The sequence below is a fragment of the Microbacterium sp. PRC9 genome, assembly GCF_031844125.1.
Taxonomy (GTDB): domain Bacteria; phylum Actinomycetota; class Actinomycetes; order Actinomycetales; family Microbacteriaceae; genus Microbacterium.
Map to the genome: position 1 here is coordinate 423,791 of NZ_JAUZUR010000002.1, position 22,374 is coordinate 446,164.

Here is a 22,374-nt window from a genome sequence, read left to right on the forward strand (position 1 = left end):
AGGATCCGACATCCAGCGAGGAGTACCCCATCGTGCAGATCATCGAGACGATCGACGTGGACGTTCCCGTCCGCACCGCCTATAACCAGTGGACCCAGTTCGAGACCTTCCCGAAGTTCCTCGACGAGGTCGAATCGATCACACAGACCAATGACACTCTGACCCACTGGACAGTGAAGGTGGGCGGCTTCACGCGCGAGTTCGATGCAGCGATCACGGAGCAGCACCCGGATGAGCGGGTCGCATGGACCAGCAAGGGCGGAGACACCGAACACGCCGGAGTGGTCACATTCCACAAGCTCACGGACACGACCAGTCGTGTCACCGTGCAGCTGGACTGGGCGCCCGAGGGCCTGGTCGAGAAACTGGGCGCCCTGGTGGGCGCGGGGGGCCATGCGGTGAAGAAGGATCTGAAGAACTTCAAGGAATTCATCGAGGCGCAGGGCAGCGCGAGCGGTGCGTGGCGCGGCGACGTCGACGCTTAGGCGACGACGCCCTTCAGCGGGCGTGCGATGACCATCCGGATCGGGACGTCCGGCTGGAGTTACGACCACTGGGAGGGCGTGCTCGATCCGGTCGGTCTTGCTTCCGGAGCGCGGCTCTCCACGTACGCGTCCGCGTTCGACACCGTGGAGCTCAACGCGAGTTTCTACCGCTGGCCGCCAGTCGGCGGCTTCCGCAGCTGGCGGCAACGGCTTCCTGACGGTTTCGCGATGTCGGTCAAGGCGCCCCGCGGCCTCACCCACGCGAAGAAGCTCTATTCCCCCGAGGTGTGGGTGCAGCGGATGTCGGAGGGCTGGCATGAGCTCGGCGACAAGCGGGCTGTGGTGCTGGTCCAGCTGCCGCCGACGCTGCCGCGCGACGACGCACGGTTGCGCCACTTCCTCGAACGAGTGCCCGACTGGATGCGGATCGCGGTGGAGCTGCGTCATCCGACCTGGGAGGTGGAGGAAGTGCTCCGGCTGCTCGAGGATCACGGCGCCGCGTACTGCGTGATGAGCGGTGCGGGCCTGTCGTGCATCCTGCGGGCGACGGCCGACTTCGTCTACATCCGGCTGCACGGCCCGCACCATGACCATCTCTACCGTGGCTATTACTCCGACCAGGATCTGCAGTGGTGGGCGGAGCGCATCCGCGAATGGGATCGTTCGGGTCGGGACGTGTTCGCTTACTTCAACAACGACGGAGAGGGTAACGCCGTCCGCAACGCCCTCACCCTCAAACGCTTGCTCGGCGTCTAGAGGTCCGGGTTAGACGCTCGCGGGCCTATGAGGGAAGGCGAGGGATGGAGACCAGCCAGGTGGTGCCGGAGCTTAGGATCGGGCAATGCTCGTATCGCGAATGATCGATGCGAAGTTGACCACCGACTGGAGTCGGAAGTGCCGCCCGGCGAGGCGAATGCTGGGTTCGAGAATCACCAATCTTCGATCACCCCGGCATCGATCATCTCGGCGCGCAGTGCGTCCTCGAAGTCGTCGGCTTGATCACGCAGTTCGTCCTTGTCGAAGCCGTATCGGACGATGGGTCTGATCGTTCTCATCTTCTTGTGCCTCCACGCTGATCCAGCGAATAGATTCTGCTTCTGCGCGTGAGACCGACGATGGGGCTTGACAGCGGCCGGCCCTTCCGCCCCGAGCGCATCGCGTCACGCTCGGCCGTCACGCTGCCCCGGCGACGATGCGATCACCGACACGAAGGCGACCGCCGCCGTCACAGTCGATGACGAGTCCCGCGTTGGAGTTGGCCGCCAGCGCGAGCATCCCCTTCGGCGCGATATTCGTCGGCCTCGCCTTCTGGTCCTGACACCGACTCGAGGGCGCCGCCTTCTTTCGGACCGCCGGGGGATCGGGCGACCACTCACCCTAACGGGGGTGGTCCAGGCGGCTCAGCCGCGGATGGCGAGCTACGGTGGGGATAGAAAGCCGCGCAGGAGGATGCCCGTGGCCGCTACAGGTATGGCTGTCCGATGTTGAGCGCCACGGCCATCGCAGCCATGACTGCGCTCGTCGCCGGCGGCATCACGGCTGGGCTGATCGCGATCCTTCATGTCCTCAAGCCCGAATATGAGCCGTCTTGGCGGATGATCAGCGAGTACTCCGTCGGGCGATACGGGTGGGTCATGCGCCTCGCCTTCGTCACGATGGCCATCAGCCCTGCCGCGACGTGCGTCGCCTTGTGGCCGTTCGGCGGCGCGTGGACGATCGGACTTGCCGCCGTCGCGCTCGGCGCGCTCGGTGCAGCGTTCATCGACGCCGATCCGATCATGACTCCGCGTCCACAGGCCACGCCCGTGGGCAGGGCGCACACGGTCCTGGGCGGTGTGCTGCTGGCCGGCTTTCCGCCCGCGGCGCTGTTCGCGGGGGTTGGGGTGGCGAGCGCGCTCGGATGGGTGCTGGCAGTCGCTTCCGTTGTTCCGTTCGCCGGCCTGGTGTGGTTCCTCGTCGCCGCCGCCCCCGCGCACGGGAGGGGCGGCTCGCCTGGGATCCGAATCGGATGGCCGGACAGGTTCTGCTTTCTCGCCTACCTGGGATGGGTGGTGGTCGCCGCTATCGGTGTTCTGTCCGTCGTGTGATGCAGCAGCGCCGTCGCGAACGCGGGGGCGGCGTCAAGTGCTGCCTCGGCCGACACCTCCGCCGAACCTTCAGTGCCCTGTATGACGACGCACTCGAAGAAGGACTCGCCTCGGGCTTCACCCTCTCCGTCGCGGGGAGGGGATGACCTCGGCGCCACTCGGCCCGTTGTATAGATGGAAATCGAAGCTTCGAAAGCCGGAACGTGACCGGTTGCAATCGCGACGGGCTCGAGGGCTTGAACTACGCGGTCGGCCAGCAGACGGAGGCGGGGCCGCGGGCCATGGGCAGCGTGAACCCGTACGAGACGGCGAATGGCCGGCGCTACTGTGTCCGGCGAATGCCCGGGTCAGGCCTCCTAGCTCCGAAATAAACCCCTGGTCAAGAAGGCAAAGAATGGTGTTGCCCCTGGAGGGACTCGAACACGACTGAGCATAATGCTCAATTCGACCGAAACCTGCATAAACCGCGTAATCACGCGGATCTGGGCAATCGCCGGCGACACCGCGCGACGGTCAAAGACACGTTGTGGGAAACGGTTTGCGGGCAAAATGCGGGCAGAAAACCCCGAAAAATCAGGGCTGATCGACGCCCCGTGGCGCAGGGCATCCCGGCCTCGGGACTCGCTCAGCGACAAGAAGAGTCAAATGAGCACATTGCTAAGTCGAGAACTGCAAGCGGTCGCCATGCTGAGCAATCTGCTCAAACCGCGCCATTGGCCGCTCGCCCCGATCGGGTCTCCCTGCGGTAACACCGACTGGCTGCTCATCGTCCGATCGACGGTCCGCCGGGCTGAGCTAGCCCGCGGTGTGGCGCCGCAGGGTCGAAGGCCTGACCCGGGTTGTATGGGTCGACCGCCGGGGCCCGCCGCGGCTCCTGGATCCGGACTTCCGGCGCCAGGCCCGAGTCGCGCGCGCGACTCATGAGGCGCGTCGCGGTGCTCTGGCTGATCTGCAGGGTGTCGGCGACAAGCTTGAGCGGCGGATAGCTGATTGCCGTGGCGACGCGATAGACAGAGATCGCCGCGTGGAGGGATTCCAAAGGCTCGCGCTCCTCATGCGCCCGCACACGACTGAGAAACTCGCGCACCGGAATGCGGTCGCGTTCGCCGCCATCCTCAGAGCCGACGTCGACGGTGACGACATCGAGAGCGGACCTAGTCATGATCCAGTGCGTTCGCACCTCGCGGAGCACCTGGCTGGTGATGTCGACGCCTTCCGCTTCGCGCTCGAGCGCAGCGAAGGAGACGGCCGTGCGTCTCAGCACGTCATCCCACTCCACGCGGACGGTGATCGTGCCGGGCACGTCCTGCTCACCCGACACGCGTGCGCGCCAGGACTTCGGAAGCGTCACCCCGCTGCCGAGATCTATGCGTTCGTCGCTGAAGTCGTACGTCTCGACGTCTGCCATGGAGCCCACTATTCCAGGTCATCGACGAATCTCGAAGAAGACTGTCGATCTTGGCTCACGCGTGTGGTACTTTGCCACGAAGGGAGACTGACACTGCTGGCTCACAGGAAGGAAGGGCGATGAACCGGTCACAGGATTGCCTGGCTCTGACGATGAAGGATGCCGCGAAGCTCGTCGGCGTCGACTACCGCACGATCAAGCTCGGCATCGAGAGCGGGACCATTCCCACGGTCCAACTCGGCCCGCGCCTGATGATCCCTCGCCTGCCCCTGCTGCGCGCCTTCGGCGTCGACGCCTGAGAGCGGCTCGACGGGCGGTGCGGCCCGACGTCCAAGCAGCCGCCCGGCACGGCGTTATTCCGAAGCGAACGGGGGTGCTACCTCGTCGTGTTGCGCGGGGGCCGACGACTAGGGCATCAACGCCCGGCGTGGCGGCGCCGGCAAGAAGAACCTCCTTGAAATGCAGTATGAGGGCTTTCCGCGCATCCCCGGCCGCAAGAGTAGCGCCAGACGCGCTGACTTAAGGCCGGTTTAGGCGCTATGCGCTCGGGAAGGCGCGGGCGAGTTGCGTGTGAGTAAGCCATCGACGTCGATGCCCTGCGGCGGCGGGTCCGTCATGCGCTGGACCAGCAGGCGCGCTTCGTCGTGCGTCCCCTCCTTCATCATCGCGGCGCTGGCGTATGGCGCGTCCTGTGTATGCGCTGTCGCGGACGCTCATCTCGATCTCGGAATACCGAACCTGTGGCAAAGCGGACCGCCTATCTTCACCAGCCAATGGACTGTGGAATAGCGAACGACCGCCAGAGACTTGCGCCTCACGCGCTTCGCGCTTGCTTGCTCGTCAAGGCCGCCATCACAAGGGACGCTGATCCCGGAGCAACACGGTGCTGATACATCAGGTCGTGAGAGCATACGAAACTCGTTCGTATGTGTCCGCGCCGGCCGACATCGCCCCGATTGCCGTCGACGCCGTTCCGACACTCAAGACGGACGACAATTGCGAACCGCTCAGCGTGGAGGACCGGACAAGTCGTGTTAGCTCGTCATGCACGGTAACGCCGAACACGCCGGGATCATCGGTGTTGACGGTACACACGAGCCCTTCGTTCATCCACCTGCCGATCGGCAGATCCGCGTACGTCGAGTAGCCTCCGATCGCAACGTTCGACGAGGGGCAACACTCGATGACTACGTCCGCATCTCTGATGCGCCGTCCAATGATCGGTCTCAGTGCGTCGTAGGCTTTCTGCGCAAGCTGCGTCGCCTCGGGCAACTCCAGACTCTCGTCACTGCGGCTCACTCTGCCCTGCCTCGAAGTCCGTTGGTCGTGGTAGGCCACGTCGGCCACGAACAAGTCCGCGAGGATCATGGCGTCTGCGAGGCTAGTCGTGGTCAGGCGGCGAGAAGACGCCGTCCGCCACACCACCTCCAGATCGAATGCCCCAACGTCAAGTAGGTCGACGCCCAGCGCTGCGATGTGGAGACGATCGGTGCGGCCCACCGACCAATCAACGAGGTCGCCTATCGAAGCGTCGACCCCGAAGACCGTGGGGGACAGCTGCTCGGCCTGCGCGATAAGCGACCGGCGCAGGTGCCGATGCACATAGTCGCCCTCAAGCCGTCGGACCGCCCAAACGAGGTCTTCCAACACGCCGTGTGCGCTCTGCACGGGCTGGGGTGTCCTTCCAGCGACCCGACGCTCATCGAGCGCGAGCGCATGGCCAATGCGCTTGGGACGGGGTTCCATCTCGAGCACCTCGTCGATGTGACGTAGACCTTGTAGCGGTCTGTCGAAGTGCTCACCTGCATGTACGACGAGATCGAGTACGGGAGCATTCCGCATGGCGCTCACACCCGCATACGAGGAGAAGACCAGGGCAAAGACCCAGTTCGGAGTAGTCGTTTCCCTCCCGGCGACGTCGATTGAACCGATGTACTTGTGCAGCTCCGGGTCGCTCTGCAGAACATCGCTGACGACTTGCACCACTCTCAGGAAACGAGGCAACGGATACCGGAACGCCCATTCATCCGACGACGGGTGCACTCCGACATCGTGCTGCCCGTCGCGCAGAAGGCCAACCGGCATCTGGAAAGCGATCTGATCCCGTCGATCGCGCGCGAACTGTGAGGCGCCCCGCATGTGCGCGCGGAAGGCGTCAACGATCTCGACGCGAACGTCGGAGTCATAAGTCGTGTTCGGGTGAAAGGATTTGCGCATCTCGACTCGGTCTAACCCGTGCGCGCCTGAGATGGCGCGGAGCGCGCGAGAGACTCGCTCGCTTTCCACGTCGATAATCTCGGCCCGGCTAAGCCCGGCATTGGTGAACGACCACCGCAAGCCGGACTGGAGACCGAAACACTGCGCGAATGCGTCGAGCGATGTGCGCAAGTGCGCTCGAAGAGCGTGCGTGGCAAGTCCAACGCATGTCACGATGCCGTCGACGAGGTGCGCGCTTGGCGCCGACGGATCGGCCAAAGCGCTCAGGAGCGCCGCACGCACTCCGGGCGACCCCGCCTCGTTTGGTAGCGTCATCAGGGCTTCCCGGATGCGTTGATGATCTCCATGCGCATCCGAAGGATCGGTCACGTAGCGTTGAAACAGCGACCATACTGTCATTTCGCCATCCCGGGGCGCCGCCGCAGCGGCAGTGTCCCTCTCTTTCGCTGGCACGACCGCCCTGGCGGTTAGGTAGTGCAGAACCACCATGAGCCGACCAAGATCGAATACACTGCCCCTCGCGTCCTCAGTCGGGAACGAAGGCACCACCCACCCAGCACGTGTCAACTTCGCCCGGAGTCCCGAAAGAACTAGGTCGATCGTGTCCAGAGTGCTGGTCGCGCCGCCGGAGTGCACGTGCGCATCTGTGAACCCCGTTTCGCCAGGGTCGCCCATGTCGGCCCATCCATCGATGAGCGCGGTGGCGCCGAGCTTGAGATCCGACCATAGCTCCGTCGGGATCAGCCGCGTGGCCTCACGCTCGCGCTTCTCACTGAGGTCAAGATTCTCAACATCGATTAGTGAGTACGCCGTGCGCAGGCTGGCAAGCCTCGTGCCTTCTCCTACCAGAACGTCTAGTCGGCGCTCGAGATCGGGATCGTAGGTGAGGGCGGACGCGAGCAGGCGCCGCACACGCTCTTTCCACTCAGTGCTCGACGAGGCCACCCCCGCGAGTGAGTCGAGGGTTGCAACCGAGAAGCGAATATATCCGACCGCAACCTCTCGATCGATTTCAGCGGCCGTCATCGACTTGTCGCCGCGTAGCCGCCTCGATCTCGTCGAGCCTACGCATCGCTGCACGATAACGAACATCACGCGACTGGGACAGCGTTCGAGACACCTTGTTTCCGCGGGCGCGATCGGCACGCTCGATCAATTCCGCGAGTTCGGACGAGCCTAGACGCCTGTTCACGTTCGTCAGGTAGTCCCTCAGCCAGAACTCATCGATGGCCGCTTCGGCACGCTTAGTCAAGGCCCGGGTGACGGCTCCTCGGGCGATGTTTGCCCGATGATATCTGGCAGTCAGTTCGGCGCGCCAGTCGACGACCCGGTCAGTCAGCCCAGGCGCAAGAACGAGCGGATGGCACGCAAACAACAGTAAGCGATCAATCCATGACACGTAATCGCGAGCACGCACTGTGCTGCTTGCCAGCTCCCGCTTGTACATCACACCGAGCTGCTCAAGCGTCTGGTCGAGCAATCGCAAGACTTGGCCGTCCCGCGCGGGTGGAGGCGCGTCAGCTACGGAATCAATCATGAGGGACAGATCGTGGGCCGACGCGCGGCGGCCCTGCACTGCCACGATCTGACGCCACCATGCGATCACCGCGAGCGCGCCGAGGTGCATGGACTTGATCTCGGCCTGGCGATGTTCAAGTACCGGCAAGAACGAGTTCCAGCCGTCGTACAGCAGAACGTAATCGAGCAGGCCCTCCCACAACGGGGGCACCAAGAAACGACCATCGGCGCTGGTCTCGTGGTTTCCGATGTCCAGCGCTCCATACTCGCGCACGCCGAGAAGAGGCGCCCGACCCATCGCCGACACCGAGAACGTATCGTGCGCCAGAGACAAGTCCTGAAGCAGCATCATGGCGTTGAATGTGGCGCTATCGACCGACTTTGCTGGCGCCGACTCTCCAGTCTGATGGGTCGCACGAATAGAGCCGCGTGGCGTGAGGAAGAGCTCGAAGTCCACTTGCCCATTGGATACGGGTATGCGCATCCCTGATGTGCCATGGAAGGTCGTCGCCTTGACCCCTCCCCAATCGATCTCAACGCGTCCGCCGTCGTGACTGTCCGTGGGATCGAAACGCACGCCGGCCGCAAGATTGCGCGCTGGCCGCGACCTCGCGGCGCCCAGTCGAAGCCCGTGCGTGACTAGTTGCTCGGCGGCGATCCGTGTTGCGACGGGACCGTGCGGCACGTGGGTTGCGGCTAGCGCGTAATACAGACCCCTAAGTGCGCGAGGATTCGGTGGCAGCATCGCGGCGTATGGCGTGGGCGAGCCACCAGGCCCCATGAAGTAATCGCCCAACGTCTCCGCACCGAACTCAGCCTCGCCCGCTGCGCGTGCGCGCAACACCTCAATCAACGTCTGCGCACCAGGCTCGTCGATCGGACGGAAGTTGAGCCGTTGCGAAAGGGTCAGCTCGGTAATCGATACGGAGTATCTCGGCGGCAGCGCCTTGGCGAGCTGACTCTCAACCGTGGCGTCGAGTCCGTTTGCATCGAGCAGCTCACTGTCGCGATCCCACTTCGCTACGTGGCGATACAGTGCCAAGTACTTCTCAGCTATTGCGCGACGCGCCTCGGCCCTGCTCAATCCGACCACTACGACAATGTTCGGCGCCAGCCCGACGATGCGCAGATCAAGGAGGATGCGCGGCAGGTGCTCGGGAGCGAGATCAGGGTCATCGACCGAGATGATCACATCCGGTCCCACGTTGAGCTCGGCTAGGGCACTGGCGATGAGATCGGTGACCTCCTCCCACTCCGAAAGAAACGACGCGCCGATGCTCGCCGAGCGGGCGAACTCTTCGCTTTGATCGGCAGGGGCGAGCCCCCGTTCGTCATAGGCGCGCGCGCCCACTACGAATGCTTTTCGCAGGAGCCTGTTCAGCACGGCGTACACCGTTGACTCGCCGACACTGATCTGGAGCACCGAGGGAGCGCGTTGCTCGAGCACCCGAATGATCGCGGCGATGGCATGACCTAATACGGAATCAGAGTCAGAGAACAATTCGGGTCGGATCGGCTCAAGCACGATTGCATCGGCCGACAGCGAGCGACGAAGGTCAGACAAGATTGTTGTCTTTCCAGATCCGCGCGGGCCGTCGAGCACGACTACACGAGGGGCGTCATCGACTGAGACTCGCGCCTGACCGCGGATCTCTCTGACGAATTCCAGTGCTTGCCGTAGATGTCCAGCGTGCGGCTCGGGGAGCCCGGTCAAAGCAGGCTCACTCCCCATCCGCACCGCTCGCTTCCTCAACTGCTACGTGCAGCTCGTCAATGACGAAATCGAGCTCTTCTTGCACCACCCGACGGTTGTCCGGCGCGAGCGACAAGAACCGGTCGTCGATCTGCGCCGCGTCGTCAGCCTCAAATAGCCGACCGAACTCCATGACCTGGCGATCATTCATTCGGGCCGCGAGTCGATGTCCGATCCGTAACTGAAGCAACTCAGTGATGCGCTCCGCCAGGCGTGTTCTCTGTCCATCAGGCAGATCTGCGAGTCCCATGCGCGCGAAAGCGCGATCGTCTACGAGTTCCATGAAGTTTTCCCCTTGCCATGCCGCCGTGGGAATCGTAGCGCAGCCCGCGATACATACCGCCATGCATCCTCGATGTCTGTGACGATGCCGCCTCGTCCGCGCTACCAATGCCTCCACGGGTGCCTCGGCGACGTCCCGCCTGCCGAGTTCGAGAACGCGTTTCATGCTGTCCATGCCGACCGCGAACACCTGATCAGAATCAAATGCCCGAACCTCCATCGGACGAGGCCGCCTCGATTCTGGTCTCCGATCGGCCCTCATGGAGATGCTGGAATTTCGCCAGAGGTTCTCGGCGGGGCCGGACTCAGCGTCGCTCGCACCGGTGCGCATGCGGGTCCTTTAAGGCAGCAGGCGAGGAGATCTGCGCACGATGGTTAGGCCCCGCTTCGATCGACTGTGGAGCCCGCCGGGACGCCCTCTTTCTAACGCCCGCCACGCGGGCGCGCCCCTACATCCCCGTCCGGCACCCGCATCGGCAAGCCGACCATCAGCGTGCGCGGCGCGGTTGGGATTGCGCCGTGCACCGTGTCGAGCTCGACCGCAGCGATCACGTGGCGGATCGTAGAACCCATCGCGCCGGCGTGCCCGACCGGCAACGCCTACGACGTGTCACCCACGAAGGCCAGCCCGACACGGTGCGCCGCGGACGCGGCCTGTAGGTGTGGCGCCGTTGGCTCAAATCAACTTGCCCGCAGTCGGATCCAAAGCCAACCGCAGCGTGAGTTCAGGTTGCTGATCATTCATATCTATCGACACCTCGATAGCGAAGCCCGTGTTCAGGATCGCCTGGACATCGGATTGATCCTGCGATCCAACCGTCCCAATGCGCCGAGCACCCTCGAACACCGCGAGCGATCCAGGCGTTTCCCCAGTCGCACTCGCCTCGATGCGCAGTTCACCACGCCCATGCGGATCGCTCACGAGAAGCAGCGGCAACGAAACCGCCCCCGAGTCGAGGAGCACCTTTAGGAGACTCCGCCTCCGTTGACGAGTGAAATCGAGAAGATCCGCTACCTCAGATGCGGTCGCGGCGAACTCGCGCCGCCAATCCTCGACCGATAGCGAGCCGAGCCCGCTTCGGAGGTCGTCGATCCCTATGCTCGCGTCGGCTGGGAGCGATGCGGCGATCAGGTTCGAGATCCGGCGCGAGTGCAGTCCTTCAGACATGAGGCGCAATGCTACTTGGGACTGGACTCCGTAGCGGACGTATCCCGCCAGTTCCGGACACACGCGCGCCTCTGATCCATGCGACTCCAGGAGCGAGTTCGTTAGTTCGACCACTGCCCCGAGAGTCCACGACAGGTAGTGCTCGAACTGGGTGGTCGTGACATTGACCATCTGCTCGATCCGCCATGCGGGGTCTGCTGCTGCGGCAAGGTACCGATCAGCCAGCGCGGGCAGAGAGCCGCCTTCGAGCCACCCCATCAATAGGGTTGCCGGATCAACCTCGATCGGCTGCCCCCTCACGCTCGTACGGAACGCCCATTCAGGCGCCTCGTCGAGTTGCAGCAGTGAGCCCATGGAATCCGCCAGCAGATCTACCGCTCCGGCAGCGGTGTCAATCGGCCCGCCGAAGTCGTCTTGCAGTACAGCGGCGGCAACCTGGCGAGCGAGCGAGTCGATCTTTCGTGCCGAGCCGACTGAAGTCCCGACGCGCGCCCAGCGGCGACGGGCATCTGGATCGGTGCCTTGGTATGCCGAGCGGGTTACCTCTGCGATGGCGAGGTATTGCCGCCGCACGGCGGCCGAGTGGCGCGCCGCCAAGGTCGAGTCGACGACCCTGGCGGGCTCCGCAATGGTCAGATCGTCCAATTGCTCCGCCGTTGCGAGCATCGACCAAACGAACGAGATAAAGTCCGCGGCTGCGCCTTGCGCGGTGAATACTGCGTCGTAGCCAGCGCGCGCAGTCAGCTCGAACTCCGCTACTGCGGCCAACGCGTTGTCGGTGGTGAGCGTTGAGGTGACCTCGAGATCGTCGGCATCCGGGTTCAGGTCAGCGAAGTCTTGTTCGGCGGGCTCAGCAGCCCTGACAAGCACTATCCACCCCTCGGTCTCGCGGCCAGCTCGCCCTGCCCGTCCCATCGCGTTGACGAGACGCGCTCCTTTGAGTCTGCTGTCCTCCGGTTGATTGGGGTATGGAGTGTCATACAACACCACCGTCCGCACGGGCAGGTTCACTCCGTCGGTGAGCGTCGAGGTACAGGTCAAGTACGGCAGAGCGTCGTCCCGAACTGCGCCCTCGAGCGCTTCCAGAACTTCCACGGGCAGACCGGCATGATGAAAGCCAACCCCTTTCCTCAGTGTCGCCACAAGTGGGTGGGCGTCGCCCAACTGACCGCGGACGAAGTCCACAAGCGGTGCAAGCTGCTGCGCATCATCGAGCGACGCAGCAATGCCTTGAGCAAGCTGCTGCGCTTGGAGTTTCGTTGATGCGACCACGAGCACCGATCCCGCGTGGCCCAGCGCAATGATCATCTGACTGGCGATCACGTAGCGCTTTGTGCTTCGTGTCGTGTCGGTTATGACCGGGTTCGGGTACTTCGCGCCGTCCTTCGACTTCCTGACGAGCCTCCACCCGGTGTCACCCTGCGTCGGTATCGACTCCGTGGCCCCAGTCGCCAAGCGAACCCGGATTTCGCCGGATAGGACCGTCGTGTGCCGATAGGGCCAGTCTCTCCCTGCTCCGCCCTTAACGACCGTGCTTTCCCAGTCTGCTTGAGTGTTGAACACTGCATGGAGCCGCCGCGGTCCGCGCCATTCGCTCTGTTGCACCAACGCGGCCTGTTCGGGGCTAAGCCATTGGCTGATGGCACCAGCGTTTCCCAGCGCTGCAGAGATCAGCACAATGCGAAGGTCGCGTTCAGCCGTCAGTAAGTTCAGCGAGGCGATCAGCGACTCCAGGACGAAGCCACGTCCCTGTTCCTTTAGCAACTGAGCTTCATCGAAGATGAACATGCCAAATCGCTCCAACACGGCGCTCGGCTCCTGCCGCAAGAGGTGACTAAGCCGCTCTGGGGTCATCACCTCGACATCAGCCGGTTCTTGCTCTGGGAGCGGGAGATCCAGGGTCTCCCACCAGGTCGGGAAGTCCGGCTTCTCTGCCGCAACGTCCTTCTCGAGGATTCGTACTCGCGCGGACATCGCACGTCGCACCTCACGACCAAGGCTCCGTGTCGGAACGACAAAGCAAACACTCTTGTCGCTGCGAGCGAGCTCCGCAACTGCAATGACCTGGGCGATCAGTGTCTTGCCGCCGCTTGTCGGCACGGCCAGCACCATCCGCCTTACCGCCGGATCAAGTGGAGAGATCGTCCCGGTCAGCAACTCCCGCTGCGGTTCCCAGAAGGTCAGCACCGCGGGTGAGCCGATGGCGAACGCTTGACGAACGGACGCCGGCACCTCGGGCGGGAGGATTCCTGGATTCCAGGGCGAACCGGACTCGGCCTCAGCAGCAAACGCAAGGAGATGCGATGCGACCCATCGCTCATTTAGCGGTGCGCTCTCATCGACGACTACCGCGCGCAGCCGGTCTTGCCCCCGCTCAAAGAGGTCGTAGCTTCCTCGCGTGAGGAACGAGAGCACATCTTCCGATCCCCGCACCAGCAACTCGGTCGGTCCCAAAGCTGTTGTGCGCAAGTCATCCAACTCCGCTTGGCCGGCTAAGTCGGAAAAGTAGCGCCTCCAAGCTGCTAACCAGCGGAACGCGACCTTTGTGTCAAACCCGAGAAATACCAGGCCAGCGCGCAACGCCAGTGCCTCGAGCCCGCCAACCCCTAGCGTTGCGGGGCTCAGGCCGATGTACTCGCCCAGCCGCGTAACGATGGCGGCGGCGTTGGGGTCCCGTCCTCCGCGTCGGTAGCCGATCGCAGCCGCGAACCCGATCGCTAGCCGTTCTTCCAAGTCAATGTCATCTCTTGCCAGCGCGAGGTCGAAGATGTGAGCACTCACGAGAAAGGCCTGGCGCTGCCGAGCGACCGTGTACCGCTCACGTGCCGTGCTCACCGACGCAATGCCGTGCAAGTACCACGCCGTCCTGATGAGCTTTCGGTCGACATTCGTGCGGCGGAGTATCAGCGCAATTTCTGCTTTCGCCATCCGTTCCTGAAGTTGCTCGGCGCTTGGCAGGCGGGTGCGATTCGCGAGAGCGCCCCGAAGGAGCTGCAGATCTAGAGCCCGCTCCACACGATCTCCTGTACTCGGTTAACGAATCCGGGAAAGTCTGGCACCGCGAAAACCAGCGACTCCGTCTGGCCGGTCTCTGTGAACGCCGGAAAGTGCGTACGCAGGGACTTGAATGCACGTCGGCCTGTCGGCGCGTGCTCATCTGATGCGCTGACGGCCACTCCGACGCCAGCCCGAGAACTGCGGTCAAACCAGAGGTCGAGCATCGAATCGTAGAGTTCTGCCAGGTCGCCTGTCGCAGTGAGTGTCGACGGTCCGGCAATCTTTGCCAAATACTCGTGCCCACGAGTCTTCAACTGCTTCCCAGCCCGATTGATGGTCTGGGACACTCGCGCGGAGGAGTCGTGCTTCTTGATCTCCCACAAGCGGAATACGAGGGTCCCCGCATCGCTCTTGTAGACAACGAGGCCGTCCCCACCTGGCTCGAGTGGATCTGCCTTTATTGGCTCAGATGTCACAAATGCGCGACCGTCACGGCAAGTTCGCCTCTCGCCGATGACTCGACTCCACAGAAGCTCTGCCACGTGACCCTGGACGTGATCGGGATTCTTTTGTCGATCAGGAAGCCCAAACCCGATGTTCATGAACGTCCGCAGAGCCTCGAGGCGCGCGCCTTCTTGAGCAACCCCTCCGTCTCGCCGATCTCGCCACCTCATCAGTACGGATGAGGCGCCACACGCCACCACCATTCCGTCATCGGCGATCATCTGAGCCGCTGCTTCCCTGTCGTCGCCGATGAGCCCAATGCCGCCAATCTCGTACTCAACAAGAGATCGTTCGTCGCTGGGTTCGAAGGCCAGCAGGGCGGAGAGTGGGGATTGAGGCATGGCCGTGCGAGGGTGCTCAGGACTCGGATTGGAGGGGACAATGCGGCACTTGTTGATGCTATCCACGGACGCTCTCCTGTGTCGTCGTGAAACACCATCCTTGAGGAGACGCATGGGGGCGATCGTGATCACTCAACTGATGTCAAGCGCAGGGAGGCCATATTCCGAGCTTCTCCACTATCTACGAGTGCCCGGTGGTCGCGCGGGCTCAGGCCGGCACCCGGATGTAGTCGGAGAAGCAGCGTGCGGCTGGACGATCGAGGACCCTCCATCGCAGTAGGTGGGCTCTACATCCCCAGTCCCCGCCCCGCACTCGGCGCCTCGCCAGCCGGACCCGTAGCCATCGCCGCCTCCCGGTTACGCGCCGCGCGCCACACCTCGGCCTGCGCCGCGCGCACAGCATCCTGCATCGTCAACTCCGGAGTGCCGCGCTGCATCGACTCGGCGAGACATTCGCGGGCCGCGGCATCCGTCCGCGCCACAACGACCGCGGCGTTATGCACCCGCCCTCGTGTGAGGCCAACGTAGAGCCCCGCGGCATCCACATCGGGCCCGACCACTGACGCGTCGGCGGTGTCGCCCTGCACGCCATGCACGGTGGACGCGTACGCAAGCTGCAGGTGCTCGCGCGCGTACTCGGTGGACACACGCGCCACCTCTCCGCTGTCGCTCACGGAGACAAGAGACAGGTACTCGTCGCGTATGCCGCGCACGATCCACTGCGCGCGATTCTCCACTCCCGTGAGCCGGTCGTTGCGACGAGTCTGGACGGTGTCACCGACGAGGATGCGCTGCTGCGCCATTCCCGACGCGGCGACGCGGACGTCAAGCTCGCCCTGATCGACTCGCCGCTGCTGGATGGCGTCGTTGATCGCATCCGCCTCAGCATTCGTGCCAGATACGAGCGTCACCCGCTTGCCGCGCGCGTGCCAGTCGAAGTACGCGTCGATCATCCGCTCACGCGCCGCGTCGTGATGTTCGACCCGGTCGACGTGGCCGTGTTCGGCAAGCTCGCCCGCAACCACCAGCGCACGCTCGCGATCGCCCGCATCCCGGAGCCGCAGCGTGAGCGCCGCGTAGTCGGGATCGCGGAACCGGTGCACCGTGTCGAGCTCGACCGCAGCGTTCGCGTGCCGGATCGCAGAACCCATCGCACCCGCATGCCCGACCGGCAACGCCTGATGCGTGTCACCCACGAACGCCAGCCCGACACCCTGCCCGATCGCGAGCTCGACCAGGACGTTCGCCGTCTGCAGGTCGACCATGCCGGCTTCGTCGACGACGATCCGATCGCGAGAACGCAACGCGTACTGGGTCGGTCCGCCGTGCACGGCGCCCGTGATTGGATCGAGTTCTCCCACCCGCAGCCTGGTCCACACCTTCGCGCCGGCCTCGTCGGTGCCCCATCGGTAGCCATGGTCCGAAAGCAAGGCATGAATACTGGATGCCGCGGCCCCGACCTCGCGAGACGCCACCGATGCCGCCTTTCGCGTGGGAGCAACAACGAGCATCCGGCGCCGTTGCGACGTGAGCGCCGCGAACGCAGCGCGCAGCATCGTCGTCTTGCCCGCGCCGGCGGGGCCGGTCACCGTCACGAGCCCGTCCGTGCCGGCGATGGCGCACGCGGCAACGCTTTGCGACGCATCCAGCGCCGATAGATCATCGTTCGGTGCGAGCCGGTGCAACTCGCCCGGCAGCAGGGAGCGCCCCGGTTGGGCGAGCACGTCCAAGCGGCCGGCGAGGCGTACCTTGGCGCGTACGGTTTCGGTCGCCATGAACGCCTTGACGTGCGCCGGCGGAATACCCGGGACGAGGCGGTAGACGGAATGCGTGGCGCGCTCCGTGATCTCGGCGATCACGCCGTCCAGCAGGTCGCGCTCCGCAACGACGCCCGTGCGCGAGAGTGCGCGTATTGCGCCGGCGCGGATGTCGAAGATGCTGAACCTCCCGCCGCATGAGGTGGAACGTTCGTCCGCGTCGACGACCGCCTGTGCCGCGAGCAGATCCAGGTCGACGGCATGCGGGTCTGTCGAAGCGACGGGAACGGGCACGCGCGGGGTGGTCAGGTTCGCATCGATTGCGGCGATTTCCTCGCGGGCGCGCGCCTCCCACGACGCCTCGTCGAGATCTGCCGGCTTGTTCGGACGCGACACCGCCCACGCGCGCCGATCGATCTGCTGCAGCACCTCGACGCTCGGCACAGATCCTCCGTGCGCCGCCGACCACTCCGCGATCAGGCGCGCGCGGTTGCCTTCGATTTGCGCCGACCGACGCGAGAAGGGTCGGACGGCGCCCGCGAGTTCGGCGATCTCGCCCGTCTCGCCGAGCGTGTAACCGTGCCGTGCGAGCGCGGCGATCCAGGCGGGATCCGTGCGGGCGGCGAGCTCGCCCTCCGCGTTGACGACGGTGTGCAGTTTCATCGCGACGCGCGAGTCGAGGTTCGACCACTTGCCGTCCGCGCCCAGCACCTTGATGTTCAGCCAGAGGTGACGGTGGATGTGCGGGTCGAGCGCGCGCGAGCGCCGATGCTGCAACTCGACGACCTCGATGCGGGTGATCTCCTCGCGGATGAGTCCTCCGTGCCCGCGCCGCGCGTTGAGCTCGGTCTGCCACGTGAGCAGGATGCGGTCACGCAGCCGGTCCTGGAGCGCCTCGAACTCGACGGCGAGTTCGGGATGCAGCAGCGCGGCGATGCTGTACGACTTCGGGTGGTTGAGCGTTCCGTCGAGCAGCAGATCGGCGTCGGGGCTCAGCCGCTGATGGCCGCGCTCTTCCCCGGTGACCGGGTCGTGTCCGGTGAGCCAGACACGAAGGCCGCCGGCGGTCAGCTCGTCGGAGGTGATGACGCCGTTCTCGACGATGAACCGTGAGACGGTCGAACCGGATGCGCCACTGTACGCTTCGAGCGCGTCAACGCCGGGGGAGTGCTGCCGGTGAGCATCGCACGTGCCCTCGAGCGCGTAGGAGATCGCCTGCCGAACCCCTCTGGATTCGACACCTCGCTTCCATCTTTCGAGGCCTCCGCGCATGCCGTCAGAATAGGACGCGGTTTGCCTATTATCCAGGGATTTTTCCGGCGTGCAGGTACGTGTAGGGGAGTGCTTCTAAACGGTGTCACTCACCCAGGGTGCCTGCGTGCATCGTCCTTCTTGATCGCTCCATTCATCGTCCTTCTTGATCGCTCCGTTGATGAGGCGTTGTTCTTCTCTGAGCGGTGTTGGACCTCTCGATCTCAGTCGTATTTCGCCACGACGTACTTCAGCGGCCAGTCACGCAAGGAATGTCCCGCGTGCGCGCGGGATATCGAACGGCTGGTGCCAGGCAGCACACCGCGTGCGTGCGCGACTAGTCTCCTAAGAACTCGAGCTTGTCGCGTCCGCAGAGCAAGTAGAACTGTGGATCAGCCTGCGCAACGTTCTTGAGCATTTGTGCAGTGCGAGTCGCACCGTATATCGACAGCATGACTGCCACGGCGAGCCCCCCGGCATCGTTGCAGGCGAGCGGCACAGCAGGCTTGGTCTCTGGGGTCGTCTTACGAATCTCTACCGGGTGGGCGTCCTCGTCTTCCGTCAGGGGCGCGAGCCGCGGCCAGCGAAAACCTTGCGACCCAGGTTCCCAGTTCGTGATGTGCTGGACGTGTGCGTAGGGGTGGGAGTTGTCCCCCGAGTCATGGTCTGCAGAGTCGAAACGCCAGCCCCATCCATCTACGCGACCGTCGGGACCTACGGCGCACAGCACAACGCGAATCATGAGTTGAAGGGCACCGCTGTGCTCACGAAGCTGAAAGCTGACGAGGGGCCACATAGTCTGATCGTCGGCGCCGTCCCTGCCGGGAGTCGTAACTGGGTGCGCACTAAAGTAGCCCTCTAGAGGGAACCAAGCTTTCTTGTTGCCGTGGCGACCCCACGCCTTCAGGTCTGACGATGGATCGCCGTTGCCGATCGCCGGAAACAGCGTGCGGAACTCTGCTGCCGCGTCTGACTTCGTCGTGTCACCGAGTCCAGCTTGATACCACGCGCCGACGACAGCTTGCAGCTTGGCTAGCTCCTTCACCTCCGTCTTGCTCACAGAAGCAGCCTGTTCGCGGGCTCATAGCCAATCCCCTCAACTTCCTCCAACCAGCGTTGCTTGAAGTCGCCCGGAAGGTCAGAGGGGAACTGTGTCAGCTCGTCGAGTGCTACGAATCGCGATGTGTCCTCGGCGAACGCTGCCTCAAGCGAGCCAGGTCCCAGGAGTTTCGACCGAATCTGTTCGGCCGCTATCCGACGCGCGATCGCCTCATCGAACACGGGCCGCGTCGCGAAGGGGCGGATCGATTCCTGAACCGCAGGTCCGAGAGCACCAAAGTCATCACCCCAAGTGAGGTTGGCGAAACGGTCGAGCGCCTGAAGGTCGTCGGGCCCCGACATCAGCACCCGCCAGTATCGCTCCGCGAGGTGTGGAGCGTCCAAGAGTACGGTCTGGCTGGGGACTAAGAACCTTTGGACCCATCGACGAACGGCTGAAAGTCCCATGGCGCGGACAAACTGATCGCTGTGGTGCGCTCCGTCCTTCGTATGCGTGTACTTGAAGCCGAGAGCGCTCTCGGCAAAGTTTCGCAGAGTGAGCGACTCCGCGGACTCTGTGAATGGGTCGAGCTGGCTCGGCGTGAGTCTCGACGGTGCAATTCCAAGGGTGTCGAGAACGTTCTCGTCCAGCTCCATCTGGGCGGCCGCTGAGCGCTGAAATGTATCTACAACTTCCGGAATAGATGGGCGGTACCAGGGACGGTAACCGGAATCGGCATCGTCGGGCTGCTGTCCCCATACGACCGGGTCGGATAGCTCCCCCGCGGTGATGTGAAGGTCGGCCACGGCGCCGGCGTTTTGGTTTAGGGTCAGATCGAATACCTTTGAGCGGGCATGGCGGCCCCAGAACATATTCACCACAACGATCGCCGGCGCGTGGGAGTAGCTGCGAAGTTGCCGTGCTACGTCGTCTCCATAGCCATTTCTCAACGTTGAGGAGACCGTCCGTCGATCCTGTGCGCCGAGCCGAGCAAGGTCATCGGGCGCGGGAGACAAGTCGGAGTCTAAGATTACGAGGTCCGCTTCCTCCGCACGACGAGTTCTCGGTCGGTCTGCACCGGAGAGAGGATTCCCGCTTCGGGCTTCGTCTTCGGCGTCAGAGAGCTCTGTCAGCAAAGCGGCCAGCTCTGTGCCAGTGATCGTGTCGACTCGTGCCTCTGGCAGGTACTGCTCTACCGTGTCCTTCCAGCGAGTTGCGCGATCGCTGTTGTCGTCACAAATCAGCACGTTAGAGATCATCGCTAGGCTCTCTCCATTCCAGTTGCAGGGCAGTCTTGAAGTGAGTTGGGGGCGTGACGAAGTTAGCTCGCACACCAATTTCGTCGCTGATCATTCGAACGATCGTCAGCCCCAATCCCATACCGCCCAAACCTGCGGCCTCCTTTTCGGGCGACAGCAGTAGTTCGCGGTGGAATGGCTGCCACAATCGCTCCGAGCCCTCGGCAGGCACTCCCACTCCGTTATCGAGCACTTGGATTCTGGACGTAGTCTTCCCTCGGGTTCCCACGACACTGATGGCGGGTTCAGCTGCGTCCGATAGTGCATTGTAAGAATTCAACAAGACATTCTGCAGAATGGACGTCCATGCAGGGAGCGTCGCGGGAGGAAACATCAGATCGTTGGGAATTCCAGTGACGTCGACTTTGATCCCGCTCGCGAGGGGCTCCAAGTCACGTACGACTTTGCGGACCGTCGAGCGCGCTCGATATCTCTCGACCGTGTCCCGCGATTCCTTACTAAGGAGCGGACCGAATACAGCGCGGATGCCCGCGACGCGTTCTTGCCATACCCGCATACGCTCGACGGCGCTCAGGACTTGGGCTGACTTGCTCTGCGGCAACCCCTGGGCCACCTCGGTGAGATCTTCAGAAAGATCCTGGAGAGCGGCGACCTGTTTGCTGATTTCATGCTCGTATGCGAGTGAAGTGCTTCCAGCCGTCGCGAGCGCTCCCAGAAGGCTTGCATAAGCACTCGAGGACGCCTCGGCCAACCTTGCCGCTTCGGTAGCATCCTGCACCGCGTAGCGCAGTTCCGCGTAGGTGTCGCTGGCGAGCTCGTCCCGCGCCCTCTCAACGGTCGCCGAAAGGATCCCGAGCGCCTCAGTAGGAGTCCGCTGCCTCTTTTCGCGAAGGCGCGTGACGTCGAGCAATTTGATGCGTGCTGTCTCCATGGCGTACAGGTCGAGCCCAGCCCGGACCAGCACTCGGAGCTGTTGATAAGCCGGGTTGTCCGTGAGTCGGTCACGACTTACTTGGATCGACAACGGATCGTTCCCACCTCCGCGGCGAGCAGCCGCCTTGGCTTCCTCGGCAGTGGAGATCTGGACGACGCCATACATGCGCGAATTCGGTGGAAGATCCAGCAGTCCCTTCTTCACTTGAAGAGCTTCTGGCACGAGCCGGCTTCGATCGAGACGGCGGGCGTGGTCACGCTCCGCTTCGAGCCAGTCCTGATCCACTCCGTAGTACGGCAAGCGAAACCCGCCGTCGAACAGATTCACGCCTCCGTACCGCCGGAGGTATTCACGGGCGTCAGTGACGGACACATTCTTGGGTTGACGATTCTGAAGCGAAAAAACGCGGATATCGAAGCGCAGCCGACCGATCGGGGACGACGGTACCAAGTAATGCACGGTGCGTTTCGCGGCACCCTTTACTTCCACGTCGATCCGAAGTATCAGATCTTGCAGCTTCTTGGCCTCAGGTCGTCGAAGAGCCTGGTCATCATCATCCATCGAGGGGAGACGGGGTGGGAGCACACCGTCGGGCGTGGCGAGCCACTTATCGCGCGGCATTAAGCGTCCTGTGATTCTTGCCGACCAGATGTCGAGAATCGCCTCCATCTGATCATTGAAAGACTCATCGATGATCTGAGAATCGCTACGAAGCGAAATCCTCATGCCGGAACCGCTGTCGTCCTCGAATGGGGGCCGAAGCGCCCATATCTCGCGTGCGAGTTTGGTGAAATCCTGGGCGCCCCATACGTCGGCCAGTTCTGAGATCGTCACGACCGTGCCGTGTGCCTTGTCGCCTGGGAAGGTGGGGGCGGTCGCCGGGTTCTCAAGATCGACAGTGACGGATGTGAGTTCACCACGCCGCACCGCTGCGTCCCAGTTTATTTTCGCTTGAATGGGGCGGGCCAGTTCGCTGCTCGACCCATCAGCCTTCACGAGCGCGCGCGACGTCACCTCTGTGGCTCGGCCAAGGATCTGAACCGCTAGACGCCCTACCCCCTTCGAACCAGTCAATCCCCGCTTGAACTTGGGCGACAGAGCCTGTTTTGCCTTGCGGGTCGTTCCGATGCGCATCCACCGCTCAGCGAAGTCCGTCTCCGACATCCCGTGGCCGTTGTCGGCGACGGATATCGACTTCCCGGCGAAGTTGATCTCGACGTCGGTCGCATCGGCGTCGTAGCTGTTCTTGATCAACTCAGCAAGCGCCATGTAGGGGCGCCCGACGAGCCGCTCGCCAAGCTCCCTGAGAAGTGCCGCATCGACGGTGAAGTTGTACGTAGTCAAGGTGGCCCAATCTCGATGCGAATCAGACTA

15 protein-coding genes are annotated in these 22,374 nt (G+C 63.5%); 4 read left to right on the plus strand and 11 right to left on the minus strand.

The window, feature by feature from the left end; all coding sequences use genetic code 11:
- Positions 1-29: 29 nt before the first annotated feature.
- Positions 30-485, plus strand: a complete 456-nt coding sequence (locus tag Q9R33_RS05615; protein ID WP_311293262.1) for an SRPBCC family protein — start codon at positions 30-32, stop codon at positions 483-485.
- Between the two features lie 27 nt (positions 486-512).
- The gene (locus Q9R33_RS05620) at positions 513-1,241 is read left to right on the plus strand and encodes a DUF72 domain-containing protein (protein ID WP_311293102.1); all 729 of its coding nucleotides are present in this window, start codon (positions 513-515) and stop codon (positions 1,239-1,241) included.
- A 173-nt stretch (positions 1,242-1,414) separates the two neighbouring features.
- On the opposite strand, the gene Q9R33_RS05625 is transcribed toward Q9R33_RS05620, so the two are convergent.
- A complete protein-coding gene (locus tag Q9R33_RS05625; RefSeq protein ID WP_268776129.1) occupies positions 1,415-1,540 on the minus strand; it encodes a hypothetical protein in 126 nt (41 codons plus the stop codon).
- A 453-nt stretch (positions 1,541-1,993) separates the two neighbouring features.
- Here Q9R33_RS05625 and Q9R33_RS05630 point away from each other — a divergent pair, with 453 nt between their 5' ends.
- Positions 1,994-2,572 (plus strand): DUF998 domain-containing protein, encoded by a 579-nt coding sequence (locus Q9R33_RS05630; RefSeq protein ID WP_311293103.1) that lies wholly within the window; start codon positions 1,994-1,996, stop codon positions 2,570-2,572.
- A gap of 763 nt (positions 2,573-3,335) precedes the next feature.
- Here Q9R33_RS05630 and Q9R33_RS05635 read toward each other — a convergent pair.
- Positions 3,336-3,875, minus strand: a complete 540-nt coding sequence (locus Q9R33_RS05635; protein WP_311293104.1) for a hypothetical protein — start codon at positions 3,873-3,875, stop codon at positions 3,336-3,338.
- 224 nt (positions 3,876-4,099) lie between these two features.
- Here Q9R33_RS05635 and Q9R33_RS05640 point away from each other — a divergent pair, with 224 nt between their 5' ends.
- Positions 4,100-4,279 carry a helix-turn-helix domain-containing protein gene (locus Q9R33_RS05640; protein ID WP_311293105.1) on the plus strand — a complete coding sequence of 60 codons (180 nt, stop codon included), beginning with the start codon at positions 4,100-4,102 and terminating at the stop codon, positions 4,277-4,279.
- A 595-nt stretch (positions 4,280-4,874) separates the two neighbouring features.
- Here the strand turns inward: Q9R33_RS05640 and Q9R33_RS05645 are convergent.
- The 9 genes from Q9R33_RS05645 to Q9R33_RS05685 all read right to left on the minus strand — a co-directional run bounded on the left by Q9R33_RS05645 (position 4,875) and on the right by Q9R33_RS05685 (position 22,344).
- Entirely contained in the window at positions 4,875-7,223 is a 2,349-nt protein-coding gene (locus Q9R33_RS05645) for a hypothetical protein (RefSeq protein WP_311293106.1), read from the minus strand.
- Positions 7,210-9,279, minus strand: coding sequence for a hypothetical protein (locus tag Q9R33_RS05650; RefSeq protein WP_311293107.1), 2,070 nt, complete (start codon positions 9,277-9,279; stop codon positions 7,210-7,212). The genes Q9R33_RS05645 and Q9R33_RS05650 overlap by 14 nt, the downstream gene beginning before the upstream one ends.
- Positions 9,280-9,436: 157 nt before the next feature.
- On the minus strand, positions 9,437-9,751 hold the full coding sequence (locus tag Q9R33_RS05655; protein WP_311293108.1) for a DUF5663 domain-containing protein: 315 nt from the start codon (positions 9,749-9,751) through the stop codon (positions 9,437-9,439).
- Positions 9,752-10,426: 675 nt separating this feature from the next.
- Positions 10,427-13,846 (minus strand): DEAD/DEAH box helicase, encoded by a 3,420-nt coding sequence (locus tag Q9R33_RS05660; RefSeq protein WP_311293109.1) that lies wholly within the window; start codon positions 13,844-13,846, stop codon positions 10,427-10,429.
- Between the two features lie 71 nt (positions 13,847-13,917).
- Complete coding sequence (locus Q9R33_RS05665; RefSeq protein WP_311293110.1) at positions 13,918-14,826, minus strand: hypothetical protein; 909 nt, start codon at positions 14,824-14,826, stop codon at positions 13,918-13,920.
- Positions 14,827-15,047: 221 nt separating this feature from the next.
- Positions 15,048-17,789 (minus strand): AAA family ATPase, encoded by a 2,742-nt coding sequence (locus tag Q9R33_RS05670; protein ID WP_311293111.1) that lies wholly within the window; start codon positions 17,787-17,789, stop codon positions 15,048-15,050.
- A gap of 316 nt (positions 17,790-18,105) precedes the next feature.
- On the minus strand, positions 18,106-18,828 hold the full coding sequence (locus tag Q9R33_RS05675) for a hypothetical protein (RefSeq protein ID WP_311293112.1): 723 nt from the start codon (positions 18,826-18,828) through the stop codon (positions 18,106-18,108).
- Positions 18,825-20,066, minus strand: a complete 1,242-nt coding sequence (locus Q9R33_RS05680; protein ID WP_311293113.1) for a hypothetical protein — start codon at positions 20,064-20,066, stop codon at positions 18,825-18,827. The genes Q9R33_RS05675 and Q9R33_RS05680 overlap by 4 nt, the downstream gene beginning before the upstream one ends.
- Positions 20,056-22,344, minus strand: a complete 2,289-nt coding sequence (locus tag Q9R33_RS05685) for an ATP-binding protein (RefSeq protein WP_311293114.1) — start codon at positions 22,342-22,344, stop codon at positions 20,056-20,058. The genes Q9R33_RS05680 and Q9R33_RS05685 overlap by 11 nt, the downstream gene beginning before the upstream one ends.
- Positions 22,345-22,374 lie beyond the last annotated feature (30 nt).

Coding starts and splice junctions, on each gene's coding strand:
- Q9R33_RS05655 (WP_311293108.1), bottom strand. CDS start 9,751: ATGGAACTCGTAGACGATCGCGCTTTCGCGCGCATGGGACTCGCAGAT.
- Q9R33_RS05620 (WP_311293102.1), top strand. CDS start 513: ATGACCATCCGGATCGGGACGTCCGGCTGGAGTTACGACCACTGGGAG.
- Q9R33_RS05670 (WP_311293111.1), bottom strand. CDS start 17,789: ATGCGCGGAGGCCTCGAAAGATGGAAGCGAGGTGTCGAATCCAGAGGG.
- Q9R33_RS05640 (WP_311293105.1), top strand. CDS start 4,100: ATGAACCGGTCACAGGATTGCCTGGCTCTGACGATGAAGGATGCCGCG.
- Q9R33_RS05680 (WP_311293113.1), bottom strand. CDS start 20,066: ATGATCTCTAACGTGCTGATTTGTGACGACAACAGCGATCGCGCAACT.
- Q9R33_RS05630 (WP_311293103.1), top strand. CDS start 1,994: ATGACTGCGCTCGTCGCCGGCGGCATCACGGCTGGGCTGATCGCGATC.
- Q9R33_RS05660 (WP_311293109.1), bottom strand. CDS start 13,846: ATGGCGAAAGCAGAAATTGCGCTGATACTCCGCCGCACGAATGTCGAC.
- Q9R33_RS05645 (WP_311293106.1), bottom strand. CDS start 7,223: ATGACGGCCGCTGAAATCGATCGAGAGGTTGCGGTCGGATATATTCGC.
- Q9R33_RS05625 (WP_268776129.1), bottom strand. CDS start 1,540: ATGAGAACGATCAGACCCATCGTCCGATACGGCTTCGACAAGGACGAA.